The sequence below is a fragment of the Candidatus Atelocyanobacterium thalassa isolate ALOHA genome, assembly GCF_000025125.1.
Taxonomy (GTDB): Bacteria; Cyanobacteriota; Cyanobacteriia; order Cyanobacteriales; family Microcystaceae; genus Atelocyanobacterium; species Atelocyanobacterium thalassae.
In genome coordinates this window covers 1,065,643-1,081,767 of record NC_013771.1, presented here as the reverse complement: position 1 = coordinate 1,081,767, position 16,125 = coordinate 1,065,643, and the positions used below count along the sequence as shown (strand labels likewise).

Sequence of the window (16,125 nt, the reverse complement as noted above, 5' to 3'; positions counted from 1 at the left end):
TCTGAGAATTATTACTCTAACATTTATATATATGTTGCATATACTGTCCAAACAAAATAGGCCAATATGAAATAGATACAAATTAATATTAAAATCTTATTTTTTGTAATAGCCAATCAGTAATTAATTCAGGTGCTATTTTTTTACCCCAATAAAAGGCTATCCTCCTAAAGCTTGGCTTAGAAAGTCTAGCTATAATTTTTAATGTTTTATTTACAGAACGTAGTTGAAATTTTTTATCAACAAAATTTTCAGAACCAGAATCATAGAGACAATCAATTATCATCTTAATTGTTATTTCTTCTCGTTCCATTAAGTTTTCTACTAGAAGAATAACATTCTTCTTCTGTTCTATTTCTAATTGTTCAGCTTTTGAAAGTTTCGAAATGTATTTATCTTTATCCACTTGTACTGTTTTAGTCTTTACGATTAGATACTACTAAGTCTAAGTATTAATATTCTTAGATACTATAAACTAAATTTACTATAATTAACCAACTGAATAATCAAGAAGGAAGATGTAAGAATTTTAAAATATAAATATTACTTTCATTATCATAATAAATAATATTGAAAAATTTTTCTTTTTTAATTGTGATCATGTGCTGATTGTAATAAAGCTCTATAAACTAATTTGTTTTTATTTAGTGTTGAAGCTTCTCTCTCTGTCAAAACAGTAAAGTAATTACTCGTTAAATCAGCATTTTCGCCATGTTCATATACAGATGAATTTTTCATAAATTCTTCTTTCATTTCGTTAGTTATTGATTGAATATCTGATTGTAAAAAAATATGTCCATTACTACTTAAATTACTACTAATTGTACATACTAAATCAGCTTGCGTTACTCGTCTTTTTTGATGACTGCGTTTAAACCAAGGATCTGGAAATTGAATACTAACACAATTTAATATTCCTAGATGAAAAGATTTTAGCAACTCTTCAATATGTGTATTGATATTACAAAATAAAAAATATAAATTAGGTAATTGAAGGTGATTGCAATTTTCATTAGCCTCTACAACTAAAGCTTCTCTGATTTCTATACCTAAAAAATTAATATCCGGATAAAGAAGAGCCATTTTTATCAAAAACTTTCCTCTCGCACACCCTATGTCTAAGTGTAAAGGATTGTTTGCATTAATATATATTCTATTCCAATCAGGTAGGGATATAGGTTTTGTATATTTTATGCTTAATGGGTTGACGTGTTGACGAATGCGTGTTCTTGCCAAAACTTATTTCTCTTAACTACAGTCAGTAGTAACTAATTTATCATAATTAATTACTAACAACTACGGTACTATCTTTGTGATTTTTCACAACTGATATAGATAGCGTATTTTTAATCTGATACGCCCCACCAAGCAAGGGCATATGGCTGATATGGTCTATTAATTTGTTTTGTATATTGTACTCGTATTTTGTAGTAGTCTGTTTTTGGAATAGTACAAAAAATATGTTCCAAATTATCAACTCGGCTTACAGAAGAACAAATACTCTGAGATATATTATTGGCTTTTGTAGGCATTAAAAAAATATCAAGATTATTTAATCCTTTATTGTTAAAACTTTCTCCTAAGTCATATTTTTGATTTGCATTTTTATCATTTAATTCTGTCAAACGATCCCACACCAAAGTAATGGAAATATAGGTATTTTTGTGTAAAGGCTTTGAAATACTATAATCTCGACTATTGTTCTTTGTAACACTGCCGTAATCCCACCCTATAGATGATACAAGATTATTCGGCTTCCATTGTCCAGCACTAAATTGTTGATAAGCTCTTAAAACATTGAGTTGTCCTATACCCATTTGTATATCAACAGGAATTTCAGGATTATGATAAGCTTCAGACTGCAACCAATTATAGTGTGATTTGCTGAATATTGTTCTCGTCATATTCAGCAAATAGCCATCACCATTATCTTGTAATTTATCTGCAGAATTTAATAATACAGCTTTACTAACTTCATGACGACGAGAATCTAGACTCCAATTAGGTTTTTTATACTTTAATTGACGATCACCAAACTCTTGCAATAAAGCAACAGATGCCGTTATATGAGGTGCGGCAAAGCTAGTTCCACTAACGTTTTGTATAGTACCAGAAAGATCATAAATTGAGACTTTCCCCCCTGGGGCAACTAAATTAATTGCTCTTCTTTTACCGAAGTTAATTTCTCTTTTAATTAAGCTACGTCCAACACCTATAGGAAGAGCACTTAGATTAGTAAAATCGACTTTCTTATAAATACCTTCTTGTTTAGTTGTATAAGCAGTAGTAATACCATTGTAGTGATCTGTAGGAATTGGTATTCCTCCCTGTCCTTGATTACCAGCAATAACGTATAGTGTATTATGTACTCGTGATGACCAATCAATACATTGTGTTAAGAGAGAGCTACCATCTAATTTGTAATCTTTTTGATGATCTTGCTCTAAAGATTCACCAAAACTAAAATTAATCGCTCGTAAATCTCCCCCATTTTGTTGCGCTATATGTTGACTAGTAAGACATTCCTGAGGCTGTCCACTACCTTTTAGAGCTCCTACAGCTGACGAATACAATTTAGCGTTAGGGGCGACTCCACGTAATTTTTTATCTTTACTTATCATGACAGCTGCGACCATTGCGGCATGGTTATCTAAATTACTATTTGCTTTAGCAATTTTATTTTGATAATAAATACCTGCTAACTGAAAGTTAGGATTCCAGTTTACAATTTTGTCGAAGCCAAATTTTCCTGGCCGTCCAATTTCTACCTGGCCAATAGCAATTTTTTGCCCAGTCAAATTATATGGTTTCTTATGCAAATAATCAGCGTCAATTCCTAAGTTTCTTACTGATTTATCTAGACTCCAGCAAGGCGCTGCAACTATAGTAATTGTTGTTAGGCTACTGATAAACCATGTAAAAGTTTGCCTCATTTGAGTATGCTACTTGAATTTTTGATATGTTTATTGTATCTAAGAGTGATCAAGTTATATATATTTAACACTATTCAAAGATTTATAAAGCTATACGCCTTATAAGTTTAAATACTACAAAATAGTTTATGGAAACATAATAGTTTTAATTTTCAAAAACATCTTGAAAGCACATCAGATATAGCGATGCAGATATTGGAATACAACTCATATATTGTTTATATTGTTGAAATAATAGTTGAAATACTTTTTCTCAATTTTTTACTCGTATAATTTTTTTATAATAAGCTATTAATATTATTAAAAAATTAAATTATTATTAATAGTTTAACATTAGCGTCCTAGACTATTTAACTGATTAATTCGATCAGCACATTTCTGGGTAACTTCTTCCAGCTCTTTGCGTTTATTTGATTGTGGAGGTTCAACAGGTTTTCCAATACGAATAGTTAAAGGTACAGAAATAGGAAAGAAAGAACCTTTTTTTAAAATTTCATGAGTTCCCCACAAAGATATGGGTAGCAAAAGAGCTTGAGTTCTATTTGCAATCATTGCAGCTCCAAGCTTTGGTTTGTCAATACTTCCGTCCTTAGTACGAGTTCCTTGTAAAAAAATACCCACCAGCCAACCGTTTTTTAATGCATTTATCGCTGATTTAATTGCACCACGGTCGCCAGTTTCTCTCTTAACAGGATAAGCCCCACATAAACGGATTGCTTGTGCTAACAAAGGAATTTTAAACAATTCTTCTTTAGCCATAAAGGCTACAGGCCTATTCATACATGAAGAAATAAGAGGGGGATCCAAATAACTAGAATGATTGCTTATTACAATAACTGGTTTTCCTTTAGGAATATTCTCCTGTCCATATACTTTCCCGCGGAAATAAGTTAGAAAAAGAGGATGGACTATTAAAATTTTTAAAAGATGATATAGTATAAAGCTTAGAATGGATTCTCTTTTTTTAAAACTATTATTTTCCATTTAAGTTGTCTTATGATCTTATGTATATTGTTTACTGTTTAATTTGTGATTTACTAAATTAAGATTATATAAATTTTATTGGTATTAGAACTTTGAAAGAGCTAATAACATAGTACAAAATCTACTATAGATTCAACTCTTATCCTTGATTGAAAGTCTATATCTAAGTTTTAAAAATAAGTATAATAAAAACCTTATTATTTGTACTTAGCTTTTCTATAGTAGTTTATAACTTATCATATTAACAAAACAAAAATTTTTAATTCTTATTGAAAATCTTGAACAAGTAGTTAAAAAACAAATAATACTTTTTCAGACGATTATTTAAAAAAAAATTATGGAATATTATTGGTTTAAAGCTTTTCATATAATTGGTGTTGTAGTTTGGTTTGCCGGGTTATTTTATTTAGTACGTTTGTTTGTATACCATGCTGAAGCTAATGAAGAACAAGAGCCGAAAAGGACTATTCTTAAAAATCAATATATGTTGATGGAGAAGCGTCTTTACAATATTATTACAACTCCAGGTATGTTCTTGACAGTAATAATGGCAATGGGAATAGTTTCTACAGACAAAACTGTCTTACAATCCTGGTGGCTACATATTAAGTTGCTATTCGTTGGACTACTTGTAATTTATCATTATTACTGTGGGAGAATAATCAAACAATTAGAGCAAGATACCTGTTTGTGGACAGGAAAACAATTTAGGATGCTAAATGAAGCTCCTACTATTTTGTTAGTCTCTATAGTTTTATTAGTTATATTTAAAGATAATTTGCCACTTGATTACGTTACTTTACTACTAATAATGGTAACAATCTTAATGGTAGTATCTATTCAATTATATGCAAAGAAAAGACGGCTTTCTAAAGAAAGTAAAGTATAGTACATTAGCTAAAAATACTTTTCTTTTTAACGAGAATTATAGAAACTTAGCAATGCTAATAGAAATTAATTTTTGTAATATGGAAAGTATTTAATATTACAACTTTTAAATAAACTAGTTGTTACTTGATTTAATAGCTATGATTCAGTTTAAAGTGAGATTTGATAGTATTGTTCCACCTTCTACACAATTATTTAATCAAATTCGTTTTGTAATTGCATCTAATCAATATTTGCCTGGAGAGAGGCTTCCTAGTATTCGTCAGTTAGCAAAAACTACAGGATTACATCGTAATACTATTAATAAAATTTATCAGCAACTTGAAGAAATTGGTCTAGTAGAATCAATAGTAGGTTCTGGGATATACGTAAAATCAAGACCTGTAGAACATAATCTATTTTTATCTAATCACCCTCAGTTTATTCAGTATTCTAGCGCGATTGCGTCAATTAATAAAAATGTAGATGGAATGCTATGGCAAGGATTAACTTTCTCGGAAATTCAAAAATTATTTTTAGAAATTTTTAACTGGCGTTCACTCTGCAGTACTCAAATTATAGTTACAGTACCAGATCAAGATATAGGCGCAGGAAAATTAATATTACAAGAATTGAAGAATGCTCTTGATATTCCTATTCAATTAGTACCTTTAAAGAAGTTGTCTCAAACCTTATCTAAGAAGAGTTCAGTAACTGTAGTAACTAGTCGTTATTTTGTTTTGGAAGTAGAGACAATTACTTCAACATATGGAACTCGTTTACTTCCTGTTGATGTCTATGATTACAATAAAGAAATTGAAATTATTAAAGTATTACCAAAAGACACTCGCCTAGGAATTGTTAGTTTAAGTACTGGAATCATAAAAGTAGCAGAAATTCTAATTCACAGTCTAAGAGGTAACGATCTGTTATTGATTTCAAGCCAAGCTAACAATCAAAATAAATTATTAAATTTGGTAAAATCAGCACAAACAATTATTAGTGATGTAACCAGTTATTCTGTTGTCAAACAAGCTATCTCATTTGTAAGAGATGATTTGATTTGTCCACCTAATTTAATATGTTCTGAATGTTATCTTAAGAAAAGATTCGATTAATTTTTTGAAGCGAGAATTAGGATTAAAGTAATATAGAAGTTGACATATTATAATAGCTAATTTTTCAAGCTTTTATAGAAAAATCTGAAAAAGAAATTATTGATAAAACAATCAAAAATGATGTTCAATGATTTTGAATACTATACATAGAGACAAAAAATAAAAAATTTATAAGATTTACTAGATTCAATATTTTTTTACTAGAAACAGACTATATTTAATGCTTAGCTAAATTGTTTTTCGATTTCAATTTCTAGATCGAATAACATTTGCAAAGATTGTAAGCATCTTTGTCGAGCTTCAATATCTTGTTGAGCGCGTAGCTGAACCATAGGTTCATGTAAAATTTTATTTACTATTCCCCTCGTTAAAGCTTCAACTACTTCTTGGTGTTTTTCTGCAAACTCAACTCCTAAGCGAGATAGAGCTTTTTCAAGTTCCTGTTCTCTAATACCCTCAATTTTAGTTCTCAAGCAGCTGATAGTTGGAACTGCTTCTAAAGAATGGCACCATAACTCAAAAGTTTCTAATTCTTCTTCTAATAGCTTTTCTGCTTCTAATGCCATCCGTTGACGGCTAGAGTGATTTTTCGCCACTACTGCCTTTAAGTCATCTACATTATAAACTTCTACAAAATCCATCTCTTGTACATTTGTTGCTACATTTCGAGGAACAGAAATGTCAAATAACATTAATTTTTCTTGCGTAGATACAACCTCTTGTAGATTTTCGCGATGCAAAATTGGCTGACTAGCTGCAGTACTAGTAAAAATAATGTGTGAGTTTTTTACGGCTGTCATCATCTCTTCAAAAGGAACTAATGTTAACTGAGCTGTGGGAAACTTTTGAGCTAACTCTTCTGCTCTAAGTTTAGAGCGATTAACAACATTAATAGAAGCTGCACCTTTTGCTAAAAGGTGTTTAACTAATAAGCGTGCCATTTTTCCTGCACCGATAACTGTAACTTGCCGATTTGTTAAGTTATCTATTTTAGTAATTGATAGTTCAACTGCAGCAGAACTTATTGATACAGCTCCAGTACCTATGTTGGTTTGGCTACGAACCCTCTTGCCAGAGGTTATTGCTTGTTTAAACAAACGATCTAATAATCTACCAATTCCTTTATATTTTTGAGCTAATTTATAAGTAGTTTTTACTTGAGCTAAAATTTGTCCTTCCCCTAAAACCAAACTCTCAAGTCCTGCAGCTACTCTGAACAAGTGACGTACTGCGTCTTGATAAAGTAATATAAAAAGGTGACGTCTAAGATATCCTAAAGGTATATGACTAGTCTCAGAAAGAAATTGAATAATCTCTATAACCCCTTTTTCTGTATCAGTTAATACTGCATAAACTTCTAAACGATTACAAGTACTAATAACGGCTACTTCTTCTATATGTGGATAGCTTCGTAAATGAATTATTGCTTCTTCAACTTTAGTTTCTTGAATACTTAATTTTTCTCGAACTTCGACTGGAGCAGTTTTATGACTTAAGCCTACTACTGCGATATTCATATGTTCTCCTAATAAGGGAATAAGCTTATATTAACTAAAAATAGGGTAAATTTTACTATTTCTGATTCTTGCAATTTATATCTAAATTGTCCTAGCAACAAATACTTCGAAAAGAATCTTTATAAAACCCCGTAATTAAGAATAAACTGAAAGCTTGACCTTCATTTATTATTCATTTTTTTATTTGTGACTCAAATCCATAATAGCTAGTAAAATTTATTTTTACATACTAGAAGATAATTTTAGTTTTTTAAGAATAACTTTTCTTGCTTGTTTTTCTAAGTCATCATCAATATTTGCTAATTTTATATCTTTTTGATACTTTTCTTTTAATGCTGTTTTTATTAGCCAATCAGCAATAAATGAATTTTTAGCTAGTAGTGGACCATGTGAGTAAGTTGCAATCGCATTACGATAAAATACCCCTTCATATCCATCTTCTCCATTATTTCCGTATCCTAATATTATTTTTCCTAAAGGTTGAACATTACCTAGATAAGTGCGTCCACCATGGTTTTCAAAGCCTATAATAACAGGATTTTTACCTGAAATTTCTTTAATATCTTCTACCAAAGGAGATGCTGTAATCTGAAATACCATATTACCAACACAACGAGATATTTTTGAGCCAGAATGTTTGGTAACTATATCTAGTAATCCTAATCCATTAATTCGTTGACCAGAAGAAGACTCATAATAATGACCTAAAAGCTGAGGAGAAGCACAGGTAAAAACTCCAGGGGTACCTTGGTCTAATTTAAACTTAAGCATTTCTGCTTTGGCTCCTCTGAGGTCTCTCATGACAATTTCTTGTTGACGATCTTGAGCTCCTCCGCCAACAATTATATCCATTTGAGAAAAACAAGATGCATTAACTTTTTGATCAAGAGGAACAATATTAACTAGTATATTTCTCCACTGGCAACGTCGCTGTAAACAGATGACATTACCTCGATCACCGTACGTACTCATTAAATTAGGATATAGCCAACCGATATTTAGTGTTAGTGCCTGGGACATATTAATTATTTTAAACTTGCTGATTGAACTAACAATAAACCACCTGCACCTAATCCAACAATATTAGGTAGCCAAGCTCCTAAAAAAGGAGTAAGAATACCCCAAATACCTAACGAAGTGCTCATAAAAGCAAGGATATAGTATCCAAAAATTAGTCCTACGCATACTCCAAAACTAGTTGCTCTATTGGTATTTTGAGGTTTAACTCCAATAGAGGCACCAACTAAGCCAAAAATCAAGCAAACGAAAGGCATAGCATATTTCTCTTGTAATCGTACTTTTACTTTTCTAATACGTTTTTCATTACCACTAAATTGAACCGCTTTAAGATATTCTCTTGTCTCTGATATGGTCATTTCAGTGAAATTTTGTCTGCGATCCGCCAGATCTAAAGGAGCTCTAGGTAGTGCTAACTGTTGGTGTTGAAAACGTACAATATTGCGGTATGAGCCGTCTGGAGCAATAAGATAAATGGTGCCATTAAAGAAGTCCCAAGTATTACTCGAAATGTTCCAAGTTGCAGATTCAGAAGTAACAATTTGATTAACACCTTCTTGCGTTCTATCTAAGATAGTCAAACCTTTCATCTCTTCACCATTATATTCTTCAGCGTGAAATAGTCGAGTTAACATGGTTGACTCCTGACCATTTTTACCCTTAACAGTTTTATATTCTGGATAAACAATATTGTGTCTTTTAAAATCAGGACGTTTTTGACTAACAGCTTCTTCTAGGATTATAGCTGCTTTATGAGTTGCAGCAGGAGCTATCCAGTCATTAACTACGAATGCACATCCTGTTACTATAAAACCAAAAATAACTACGGGAATAACTAAGCGATATATTCCTACTCCTAGACTACGCAAAGCAATAATTTCACTATCACTAGATAATCGACTATAGGCCATTAGAGCTGCAAGTAATATAGCCATAGGAAAAGCTAAGCTCAGGAAACCTGGGATTTTTAATAGTAAAATCTGAAAAGCAACTGTTAAAACTAATCCTGATTCTGTTACTCGGCGTACTAAATCAAACAAAGTTCCAATAGACAAGCCTAAGGAAGTGAAAATTCCCATTCCAAAGAGAAACGGTGATAATAGCTCTAAAAATAAATAACGATCTACAACTGATAAGCTAGGAATCTTTATTTTCATTCTGATTTTAAGGTAATTTACTTGACCAATATCTATAATGCCTATTTTATTTTTAGATTTGGAAGTTTTCTCCCAAGTAATATTGTCGTACTAAGGAATTACTGTATAATTCTTCAGCACTTCCAGCTGCTAGGATTTCGCCATCACGCATAATATAAGCTCGATTAGTTATAGCAAGAGTTTCACGTACATTATGATCAGTAATTAGAATCCCCATTTGACGTTCTTGTAACTGAGCAATCATAGCTTGAATTTCCGAAACAGCAATGGGATCAACCCCGGCGAAGGGTTCATCTAATAGTAGAAAATCTGGGCCTTTCTTTCCCATAGCTAAGGAACGTGCCAATTCTGTTCTCCGCCTCTCTCCTCCTGATATTTGAGATCCTTTCGTATGAGCAATTTTTTCTAAGCGAAACTCTTTAAGTAAACCATGAAGACGTTGTGTTCTTTGTTTAAAAGTAATATTTGTTTGTTCAAGAGCAACTTGAATATTTTCTTGAACAGTAAGATACCTAAAAATACTAGGCTGTTGAGTCATGTAACCAATACCTAAACGTGCTCTTTTATGCAAAGGTAAAGAAGTAACCTCTTGTTGGTATAACCATACTTTTCCTTTGTCAGGTTTAATCAAACCTGTTGCTATGTAAAAAGTAGTAGTTTTACCTGCACCATTAGGACCAAGTAATCCAACAATTTCGCCAGGCGCTACTCTAATGTTAACCCGGTTGACAATATTGCGCTTTCCATAGGTTTTATGTATATTCTCTAAAATCAATGTCATAAGAAAATTTTAAAAATCAGAAATTGGGGAAATTTTTTTCCATCTGAGAAGATGGACTAATTGGAGTCTTTTGTGGAATGTTATTTTCAGTTTCAGTAACTAAATATATTGATTCTACTTGTTGAGCTGATTCTGGAGTTGCAATAAATCGTCCTTCATCAATTAGATATGTCATGGTTTCAGATCTCATGCTATTTCCTTCCTGGAGAACATAAACGTTACCTGTCAAGACTAAACGCCGCTCTCGGCTAAAGTATTGAGCTTGGGCAGATGTCCCCTGAATTTTACGAGCAGGATAAAAAAATTGAACATTTCCTCTAGCTGTTACAACACCAGTTTCAGAGTTTGCTTCTTGAATATCAGAACGGACAGTCAAAGGATTATTCAACGCAGATGTTTGAGCAAAAGTCTTATATGAACTGATTTCTATCGTAAGTATACCAATAATAATAGGAAAGGTAAGCCTTAGTGCTTTTGATACATATTTAGTGAATGTAGTAGGTGTAGAAAACATAAGATATATGTTAGATAACCATTTTAATTTTATTCTCTTTAGTTTACCAATCTTTTCAAAGAGAGTTGAAAATCATGTGGTTTCTATTGTTATTAAAATAATAGTTTATTTTTAAATCTTATTATTTGTATAAAATTCAACTATAAAGAGCCACTCGTAATTTTATCCCAACTTTGAAAAAAAATAAAATCGTTCTTTATACTAGCAGTAAAAAACAAGATTCTCACTATTTTAAAGACTTTAATCATAATCAGCATGTTTTAAGAAAAAATCTGCTCTTTTTTTATATTATTTTATATCGTTTGTTTGAGTTAATTAATTAAGCGTACAAATAAATAAGATCTTATTAATATAAAAAAATAAATGATGTTTGACTAAATTATACGATGTAGTTTTTACTCAGATACTTAATATTGAAAATTATAGATATCTAACCTTTCGTAGTTATAAAATATTCACTCTGTTTAAAGGTACTAGCTTTTATGTTTTATTTTTAAGATGAAAAAGCAGCATTAATAGCATCAGTTACTTTTCCTACAGGGATAACTTTTAAATTAACATTAAAAGTATAATTCTTACTATTCGGAACAATCGCTCTTGTAAATCCTAATTTAACAGCTTCTTTTAAACGTAATTCTAATTGTGGTACTGAACGAACTTGGCCTCCTAATCCCACTTCACCAATTAATATAGTATTTGGAATAATTACTTTATCTTTAACGCTAGCAGTAATAGCAATTGCTATCCCTAAGTCTGCTGCAGGTTCTTCAACACCTAAACCTCCTGTAGAAGAAACATATACATCTAACTTAGATAAAGGAATTCCTACCCTTTTTTCTAACACTGCCAATATTTGCTGTAATCGACTATATGCTATGCCTGTTGTAGAACGACGGGGAGAAGGATAGCTAGTTGGGCTAACTAGAGCTTGTAATTCTACGACTAGAGGACGAGTACCTTCACAGGCAACAACAATAGCTGTTCCCGGTACAAGTTCATTTTGATTTCCCATAAATAATTCTGAAGGATTTTTGACTTCTACCAAGCCACTTTCAATCATTTCAAAAATACCAATCTCATGAGTAGCACCAAAACGATTTTTAACTGATCTTAAGACACGATGAGAAGCATATCTATCTCCTTCAAAATACAATACTGTGTCTACTAAATGCTCTAATACTCTAGGACCAGCTATAGCTCCTTCTTTTGTTACATGACCAACAATGAGCAAAGTAATATTATCTCTTTTTGCCAATCTCATTAATACTGAGGTACATTCCTTCACTTGAGAAACGGAGCCAGGGGCTGAATTTAACGTTGAAAGGTATAAAGTTTGAATACTATCGATAATAGCTACTTGAGGCTGTAAAGATTCTAGTTCCCTAAGAATCTCTTCTAGATTGGTTTCTGATAAAATGAAAAGATTTTTACGATTACATCGTTCTAGTTCTTTTCTCTCTATGTGTTTTTCTTCAGTGCCTAGCATCATTAGGCGGGAAGCACGTAATTTGATTTGTTGTGCCGATTCTTCTGCAGAAATGTATAAGATGCGAGGTAACTTTTGAGCTAATTTATTAGCCACTTGTAATAAAAGAGTTGATTTTCCAATACCAGGATCGCCGCCAATTAAAACTAAAGAACCTGGAACAACTCCTCCACCTAAGACTCTGTCTAATTCATCATACCCAGATTGAAACTGCATTTTCTCATTATCTACAATTTCATCGAAATAATTTGAAATATTTGGTTTTGGAGTAGCTCTAGAATTATTTTCTTTATTCGAATATAACGATCTTTCTCTTCTTAAAATATTGTCAGAAGAACTTGGTGTTACAACAATTTTTTCTTCTAAGCTTCCATAAGTTTGACAAGATTCACACTTGCCGAACCATTGAACAGATTCTGTTCCACAGATATTGCATACATATACGTTTCTTTTCTTAGCCATAATTAAATTTGTAAAATCATTAAAAAAAATTAAAAAATTGAATATAGTTAAAAAAAGAAAACAATAAGAGGTGTTATGAGAATATTTACTTTTATACTTATATTATACTTATATTCTAAATCAATAACTTAAGCACAAGGACAACAAAAAGATGATATTTTAAATCTTTTTCAAACTAATGGTTAGCTATTTACTAAACAGTTCGCTATTTAATTTAATAAAAGCTGAAAAATTACTTAATAACTAAGGAGTGTAATTAAAATTGGAAACACATAAAGAGAAAATTTTAGTAGTTGACGATGAGGCAAGTATACGTCGTATTTTAGAAACTCGTCTTTCCATGATTGGATATGATGTTGTAACAGCTGCTGATGGAGAAGAAGCTTTAGAAATTTTTTATGATTCAGTACCTGATTTGGTAGTTTTAGACGTTATGATGCCGAAGCTAGATGGATATGGAGTATGTCAAGAATTGCGAAAAGAATCAGATATTCCTATCATAATGCTGACAGCTCTGGGAGATGTTGCTGATCGTATTACAGGATTAGAGCTAGGAGCCGATGACTATGTGGTTAAACCTTTTTCACCAAAAGAGCTAGAAGCAAGAATTCGTTCTGTCTTAAGAAGAGTGGAGAAAGGCAGTAACCCAGGAATTCCTAATTCCGGAGTAATCTCTATTGCTTCAGTAAAAATTGATACAAATAAACGTCAAGTTTATAAAGGCGATGAGCGCATACGTTTAACAGGAATGGAATTTAGTTTATTAGAATTACTAGTAGGTTGTTCTGGAGAACCTTTTTCTCGCTCAGAAATTTTACAAGAAGTGTGGGGATATACTCCAGAGCGTCACGTAGATACCAGAGTAGTAGATGTTCATATTTCTCGCTTGAGAGCAAAGTTAGAAGATGATCCCAGTAATCCTGAACTAATATTAACAGCAAGGGGTACTGGATATCTCTTCCAACGTATTTTAGAACCTGGAGAAGAATTGTAAGAATCACACAAATGACGAATTAAACTACTAAATTAAGTTTTTTATTTCTATATGTCTATGAATATCCCATACTATTTCCACTGAAAAAGTACAGGTTATTACGTTTTAAAATTATTTTATAACTTTAGTAGTCTAAGTATCTATGTCTTTTATAGATATCAGCCAAACTCGTTTATAAATTAAGGAAGAACTGTGCCATTCAAGAAGTTTCACAAACTACAAAGGTTGAATGCAAAAAAAGCAAAGATAAGTCTTGTTGCACGAAAAAATATCGTAAATAATATATTTCATAGTTATTATCAAATAAGTATGGAATTGCTTTTTGAGCACGTATAGAAATATACAAAATAACTATCATTTTTATAGTAATCTAGAGCATAAGAGTGCTTGTTACTAAAATTCTTTGTTGGCACGGTTATGGTAAATATTTTTTGAGTTTCCATGCTTAATATTTATGAAATAATTCTATTTTTTAATAATTTCATACAGCCTATATAGATTTATAATAATAAATTATTAAATTCTGATTTATTATTGTAATTAAGATATCTACTCTAAATCAATCAAGATATAATCAGATGAGATTAAATGTTTCTTTTTTGTTCGGTATCATTTTGTAGTTACTTTTCCTAAAACATAATTATTGAATGTATCAAAAAATATAATATGTCCAAATCAGATTTCCGCTCTATAAATACTCATTTAAATAGTCAAATCAGATTTCCGCTCTATAAATACTCATTTAAATAGTCAACAACTTTCTAAAAGTCCTTCCGTTAGAGACTTTCAAGAAATTGCTAAACCTGATTTATCTTTAGAAGAAGTGAGGGATAAACTCAAGGATGCTAGCGCTCAGCAAGTTATAGAGTGGGCAGCAGAAACTTTTGGTAATGGATTAGTTATTAGTACAAGTTTCGGCATTCAATCTGCGGTAATGTTACATTTAGCTACAAAAATAGTTCCAAATATTTCAGTTATTTGGGTTGATACTGGTTATCTTCCTGCAGAAACCTATCAGTTTGCCCAAGAATTAACTGAACGTCTCAATCTAAACTTGAAAGTTTATCAATCTTTTCTTACCCCAGCAAGGATGGAAGCTCTCTACGGTAAATTATGGGAATATCAAGATATTAATGCTCTTAATCGATACGACTTTATGCGTAAAGTTGAACCAATGCAAAGAGCTCTGAAAGAGCTTAGTTCTACGGCTTGGTTAGCTGGATTGCGCCGTCAACAAACAGAACATCGTAAATCTTTAGAAAGAATTGTTTTACAGGAACAGCAGTATAAGATACACCCTATTTTACATTGGAATTCCCGTGATATTTATAATTATTTAACTACTCATGACCTTCCATATCATCCTTATTTTGAAAAAGGATATGTTAGCGTGGGAGATTGGCATTCAAGCCGTCCGATGAAAGCGGATGATAACAATGAACGGGATACCAGGTTTCATGGATTAAAACAAGAATGTGGCTTACACTTACCTCTTTCTCCAGAAGTTTCCAAAAGCTTAGATTCTAGTAATCTTTGAGTACGAAAAATAAATATTATTTAAAAACGTTCGAACAAATTCATATTTTCGAGATATTTAATTTTTAGTTAATCTTATTAAATATTAATTATTGTTTAGTATCTAATTTATAAGGCGGCACCCAGATTCGAACTGGGGATAAAGATTTTGCAGACCTCTGCCTTACCACTTGGCCATGCCGCCAGACAATATTTACACTATAGCAAAAATTATTAAATAAAGATAGAAATTAATAATATATAAATCTCAAATTTTTCTTAAGAGCCTTAAACTACATTTTCTTTGTCAAAACAAGTTATACAATAGAAATAGCCAGTATAATATTATTGTTATTAACAGACTGCAAAGCAAAGATGCAACGTATCAATCTATCGTTTTGTAATGCCTTTAGATACAACATGAATATAAATCAGAAATTATTGACTAATGTGATGTGCTACTTTTTAGGATTAAGTACAATATTTGTCTCTCTTGATGTGAATGCTGCTGATCCATTTACAAAATTTTATAACCAGGCATGTGTTCCTGAAGCAAAGAAAGCTGGACTAAATGACAAAGAAGCGAGGAAAGGATGCAATTGCACTGTTCGCTCACTAAGAAAAAAGTATTCTAGCCAAGCTTTTTCTGCACTTTATAATAAATATCGCGCTAAAGATAGTAAAGCTAGACAAACTTTAACTAGATTTGGAGAGACTTGTTTTGAAGCTGTTTTTGATAATATTCTTTTTGGACGTTGAAATTCTATGTAATACACAAGA

General features: G+C 31.5%; 14 protein-coding genes, 1 tRNA gene and 1 pseudogene. 5 read left to right on the top strand and 11 right to left on the bottom strand.

The annotated features are described in order from the left end of the window. Nucleotides 1-88 precede the first annotated feature (88 nt). From UCYN_RS04435 to UCYN_RS04420, 4 genes are all read right to left on the bottom strand, one after another. Complete coding sequence (locus UCYN_RS04435; protein WP_012954311.1) at nucleotides 89-406, bottom strand: hypothetical protein; 318 nt, start codon at nucleotides 404-406, stop codon at nucleotides 89-91. A 182-nt stretch (nucleotides 407-588) separates the two neighbouring features. Next, complete coding sequence (gene trmB, locus UCYN_RS04430) at nucleotides 589-1,236, bottom strand: tRNA (guanosine(46)-N7)-methyltransferase TrmB (protein WP_041487768.1); 648 nt, start codon at nucleotides 1,234-1,236, stop codon at nucleotides 589-591. A 110-nt stretch (nucleotides 1,237-1,346) separates the two neighbouring features. Next, nucleotides 1,347-2,933, bottom strand: a complete 1,587-nt coding sequence (locus tag UCYN_RS04425; RefSeq protein ID WP_012954309.1) for a S8 family serine peptidase — start codon at nucleotides 2,931-2,933, stop codon at nucleotides 1,347-1,349. A gap of 333 nt (nucleotides 2,934-3,266) precedes the next feature. Continuing rightward, complete coding sequence (locus tag UCYN_RS04420; protein ID WP_012954308.1) at nucleotides 3,267-3,917, bottom strand: lysophospholipid acyltransferase family protein; 651 nt, start codon at nucleotides 3,915-3,917, stop codon at nucleotides 3,267-3,269. A 337-nt stretch (nucleotides 3,918-4,254) separates the two neighbouring features. Between UCYN_RS04420 and hemJ the strand changes: the two genes are divergently transcribed. After that, nucleotides 4,255-4,806, top strand: coding sequence for a protoporphyrinogen oxidase HemJ (gene hemJ, locus UCYN_RS04415; RefSeq protein WP_012954307.1), 552 nt, complete (start codon nucleotides 4,255-4,257; stop codon nucleotides 4,804-4,806). A gap of 139 nt (nucleotides 4,807-4,945) precedes the next feature. Then, a pseudogene (locus tag UCYN_RS04410) lies at nucleotides 4,946-5,933 on the top strand (GntR family transcriptional regulator). A gap of 193 nt (nucleotides 5,934-6,126) precedes the next feature. Here UCYN_RS04410 and UCYN_RS04405 read toward each other — a convergent pair. The 6 genes from UCYN_RS04405 to radA form a co-directional block, all read right to left on the bottom strand. Next, nucleotides 6,127-7,419, bottom strand: coding sequence for a glutamyl-tRNA reductase (locus UCYN_RS04405; protein ID WP_012954305.1), 1,293 nt, complete (start codon nucleotides 7,417-7,419; stop codon nucleotides 6,127-6,129). A 222-nt stretch (nucleotides 7,420-7,641) separates the two neighbouring features. Further along, nucleotides 7,642-8,439 carry a type 1 glutamine amidotransferase gene (locus UCYN_RS04400; protein WP_012954304.1) on the bottom strand — a complete coding sequence of 266 codons (798 nt, stop codon included), beginning with the start codon at nucleotides 8,437-8,439 and terminating at the stop codon, nucleotides 7,642-7,644. 5 nt (nucleotides 8,440-8,444) lie between these two features. Beyond that, entirely contained in the window at nucleotides 8,445-9,593 is a 1,149-nt protein-coding gene (locus UCYN_RS04395) for an LptF/LptG family permease (RefSeq protein WP_012954303.1), read from the bottom strand. Nucleotides 9,594-9,645: 52 nt separating this feature from the next. Next, on the bottom strand, nucleotides 9,646-10,374 hold the full coding sequence (lptB, locus tag UCYN_RS04390; RefSeq protein ID WP_012954302.1) for an LPS export ABC transporter ATP-binding protein: 729 nt from the start codon (nucleotides 10,372-10,374) through the stop codon (nucleotides 9,646-9,648). Between the two features lie 16 nt (nucleotides 10,375-10,390). Further along, nucleotides 10,391-10,888 carry an LptA/OstA family protein gene (locus UCYN_RS04385; RefSeq protein ID WP_012954301.1) on the bottom strand — a complete coding sequence of 166 codons (498 nt, stop codon included), beginning with the start codon at nucleotides 10,886-10,888 and terminating at the stop codon, nucleotides 10,391-10,393. Between the two features lie 493 nt (nucleotides 10,889-11,381). Beyond that, complete coding sequence (gene radA / locus UCYN_RS04380) at nucleotides 11,382-12,836, bottom strand: DNA repair protein RadA (protein ID WP_012954300.1); 1,455 nt, start codon at nucleotides 12,834-12,836, stop codon at nucleotides 11,382-11,384. A 262-nt stretch (nucleotides 12,837-13,098) separates the two neighbouring features. On the opposite strand from radA, the gene rpaB reads away from it, so the two are divergent. Beyond that, nucleotides 13,099-13,830: a response regulator transcription factor RpaB gene (gene rpaB / locus UCYN_RS04375; RefSeq protein ID WP_012954299.1), complete on the top strand. Its 732-nt coding sequence runs from the start codon at nucleotides 13,099-13,101 to the stop codon at nucleotides 13,828-13,830. 793 nt (nucleotides 13,831-14,623) lie between these two features. Beyond that, the gene (locus tag UCYN_RS04370; protein ID WP_236608152.1) at nucleotides 14,624-15,367 is read left to right on the top strand and encodes a phosphoadenylyl-sulfate reductase; all 744 of its coding nucleotides are present in this window, start codon (nucleotides 14,624-14,626) and stop codon (nucleotides 15,365-15,367) included. Between the two features lie 112 nt (nucleotides 15,368-15,479). Here UCYN_RS04370 and UCYN_RS04365 read toward each other — a convergent pair. Beyond that, nucleotides 15,480-15,550: transfer RNA gene (locus UCYN_RS04365), tRNA-Cys, on the bottom strand. 215 nt (nucleotides 15,551-15,765) lie between these two features. Between UCYN_RS04365 and UCYN_RS04360 the strand changes: the two genes are divergently transcribed. After that, a complete protein-coding gene (locus UCYN_RS04360; RefSeq protein WP_041487765.1) occupies nucleotides 15,766-16,104 on the top strand; it encodes a hypothetical protein in 339 nt (112 codons plus the stop codon). Nucleotides 16,105-16,125: the final 21 nt, after the last annotated feature.

Excerpts from the sequence above, each read along its gene's own strand:
- UCYN_RS04425 (WP_012954309.1), bottom strand. The coding sequence starts at position 2,933 with ATGAGGCAAACTTTTACATGGTTTATCAGTAGCCTAACAACAATTACT.
- lptB (WP_012954302.1), bottom strand. The coding sequence starts at position 10,374 with ATGACATTGATTTTAGAGAATATACATAAAACCTATGGAAAGCGCAAT.
- UCYN_RS04405 (WP_012954305.1), bottom strand. The coding sequence starts at position 7,419 with ATGAATATCGCAGTAGTAGGCTTAAGTCATAAAACTGCTCCAGTCGAA.
- UCYN_RS04420 (WP_012954308.1), bottom strand. The coding sequence starts at position 3,917 with ATGGAAAATAATAGTTTTAAAAAAAGAGAATCCATTCTAAGCTTTATA.
- radA (WP_012954300.1), bottom strand. The coding sequence starts at position 12,836 with ATGGCTAAGAAAAGAAACGTATATGTATGCAATATCTGTGGAACAGAA.
- UCYN_RS04400 (WP_012954304.1), bottom strand. The coding sequence starts at position 8,439 with ATGTCCCAGGCACTAACACTAAATATCGGTTGGCTATATCCTAATTTA.
- hemJ (WP_012954307.1), top strand. The coding sequence starts at position 4,255 with ATGGAATATTATTGGTTTAAAGCTTTTCATATAATTGGTGTTGTAGTT.
- UCYN_RS04385 (WP_012954301.1), bottom strand. The coding sequence starts at position 10,888 with ATGTTTTCTACACCTACTACATTCACTAAATATGTATCAAAAGCACTA.
- UCYN_RS04360 (WP_041487765.1), top strand. The coding sequence starts at position 15,766 with ATGAATATAAATCAGAAATTATTGACTAATGTGATGTGCTACTTTTTA.
- UCYN_RS04395 (WP_012954303.1), bottom strand. The coding sequence starts at position 9,593 with ATGAAAATAAAGATTCCTAGCTTATCAGTTGTAGATCGTTATTTATTT.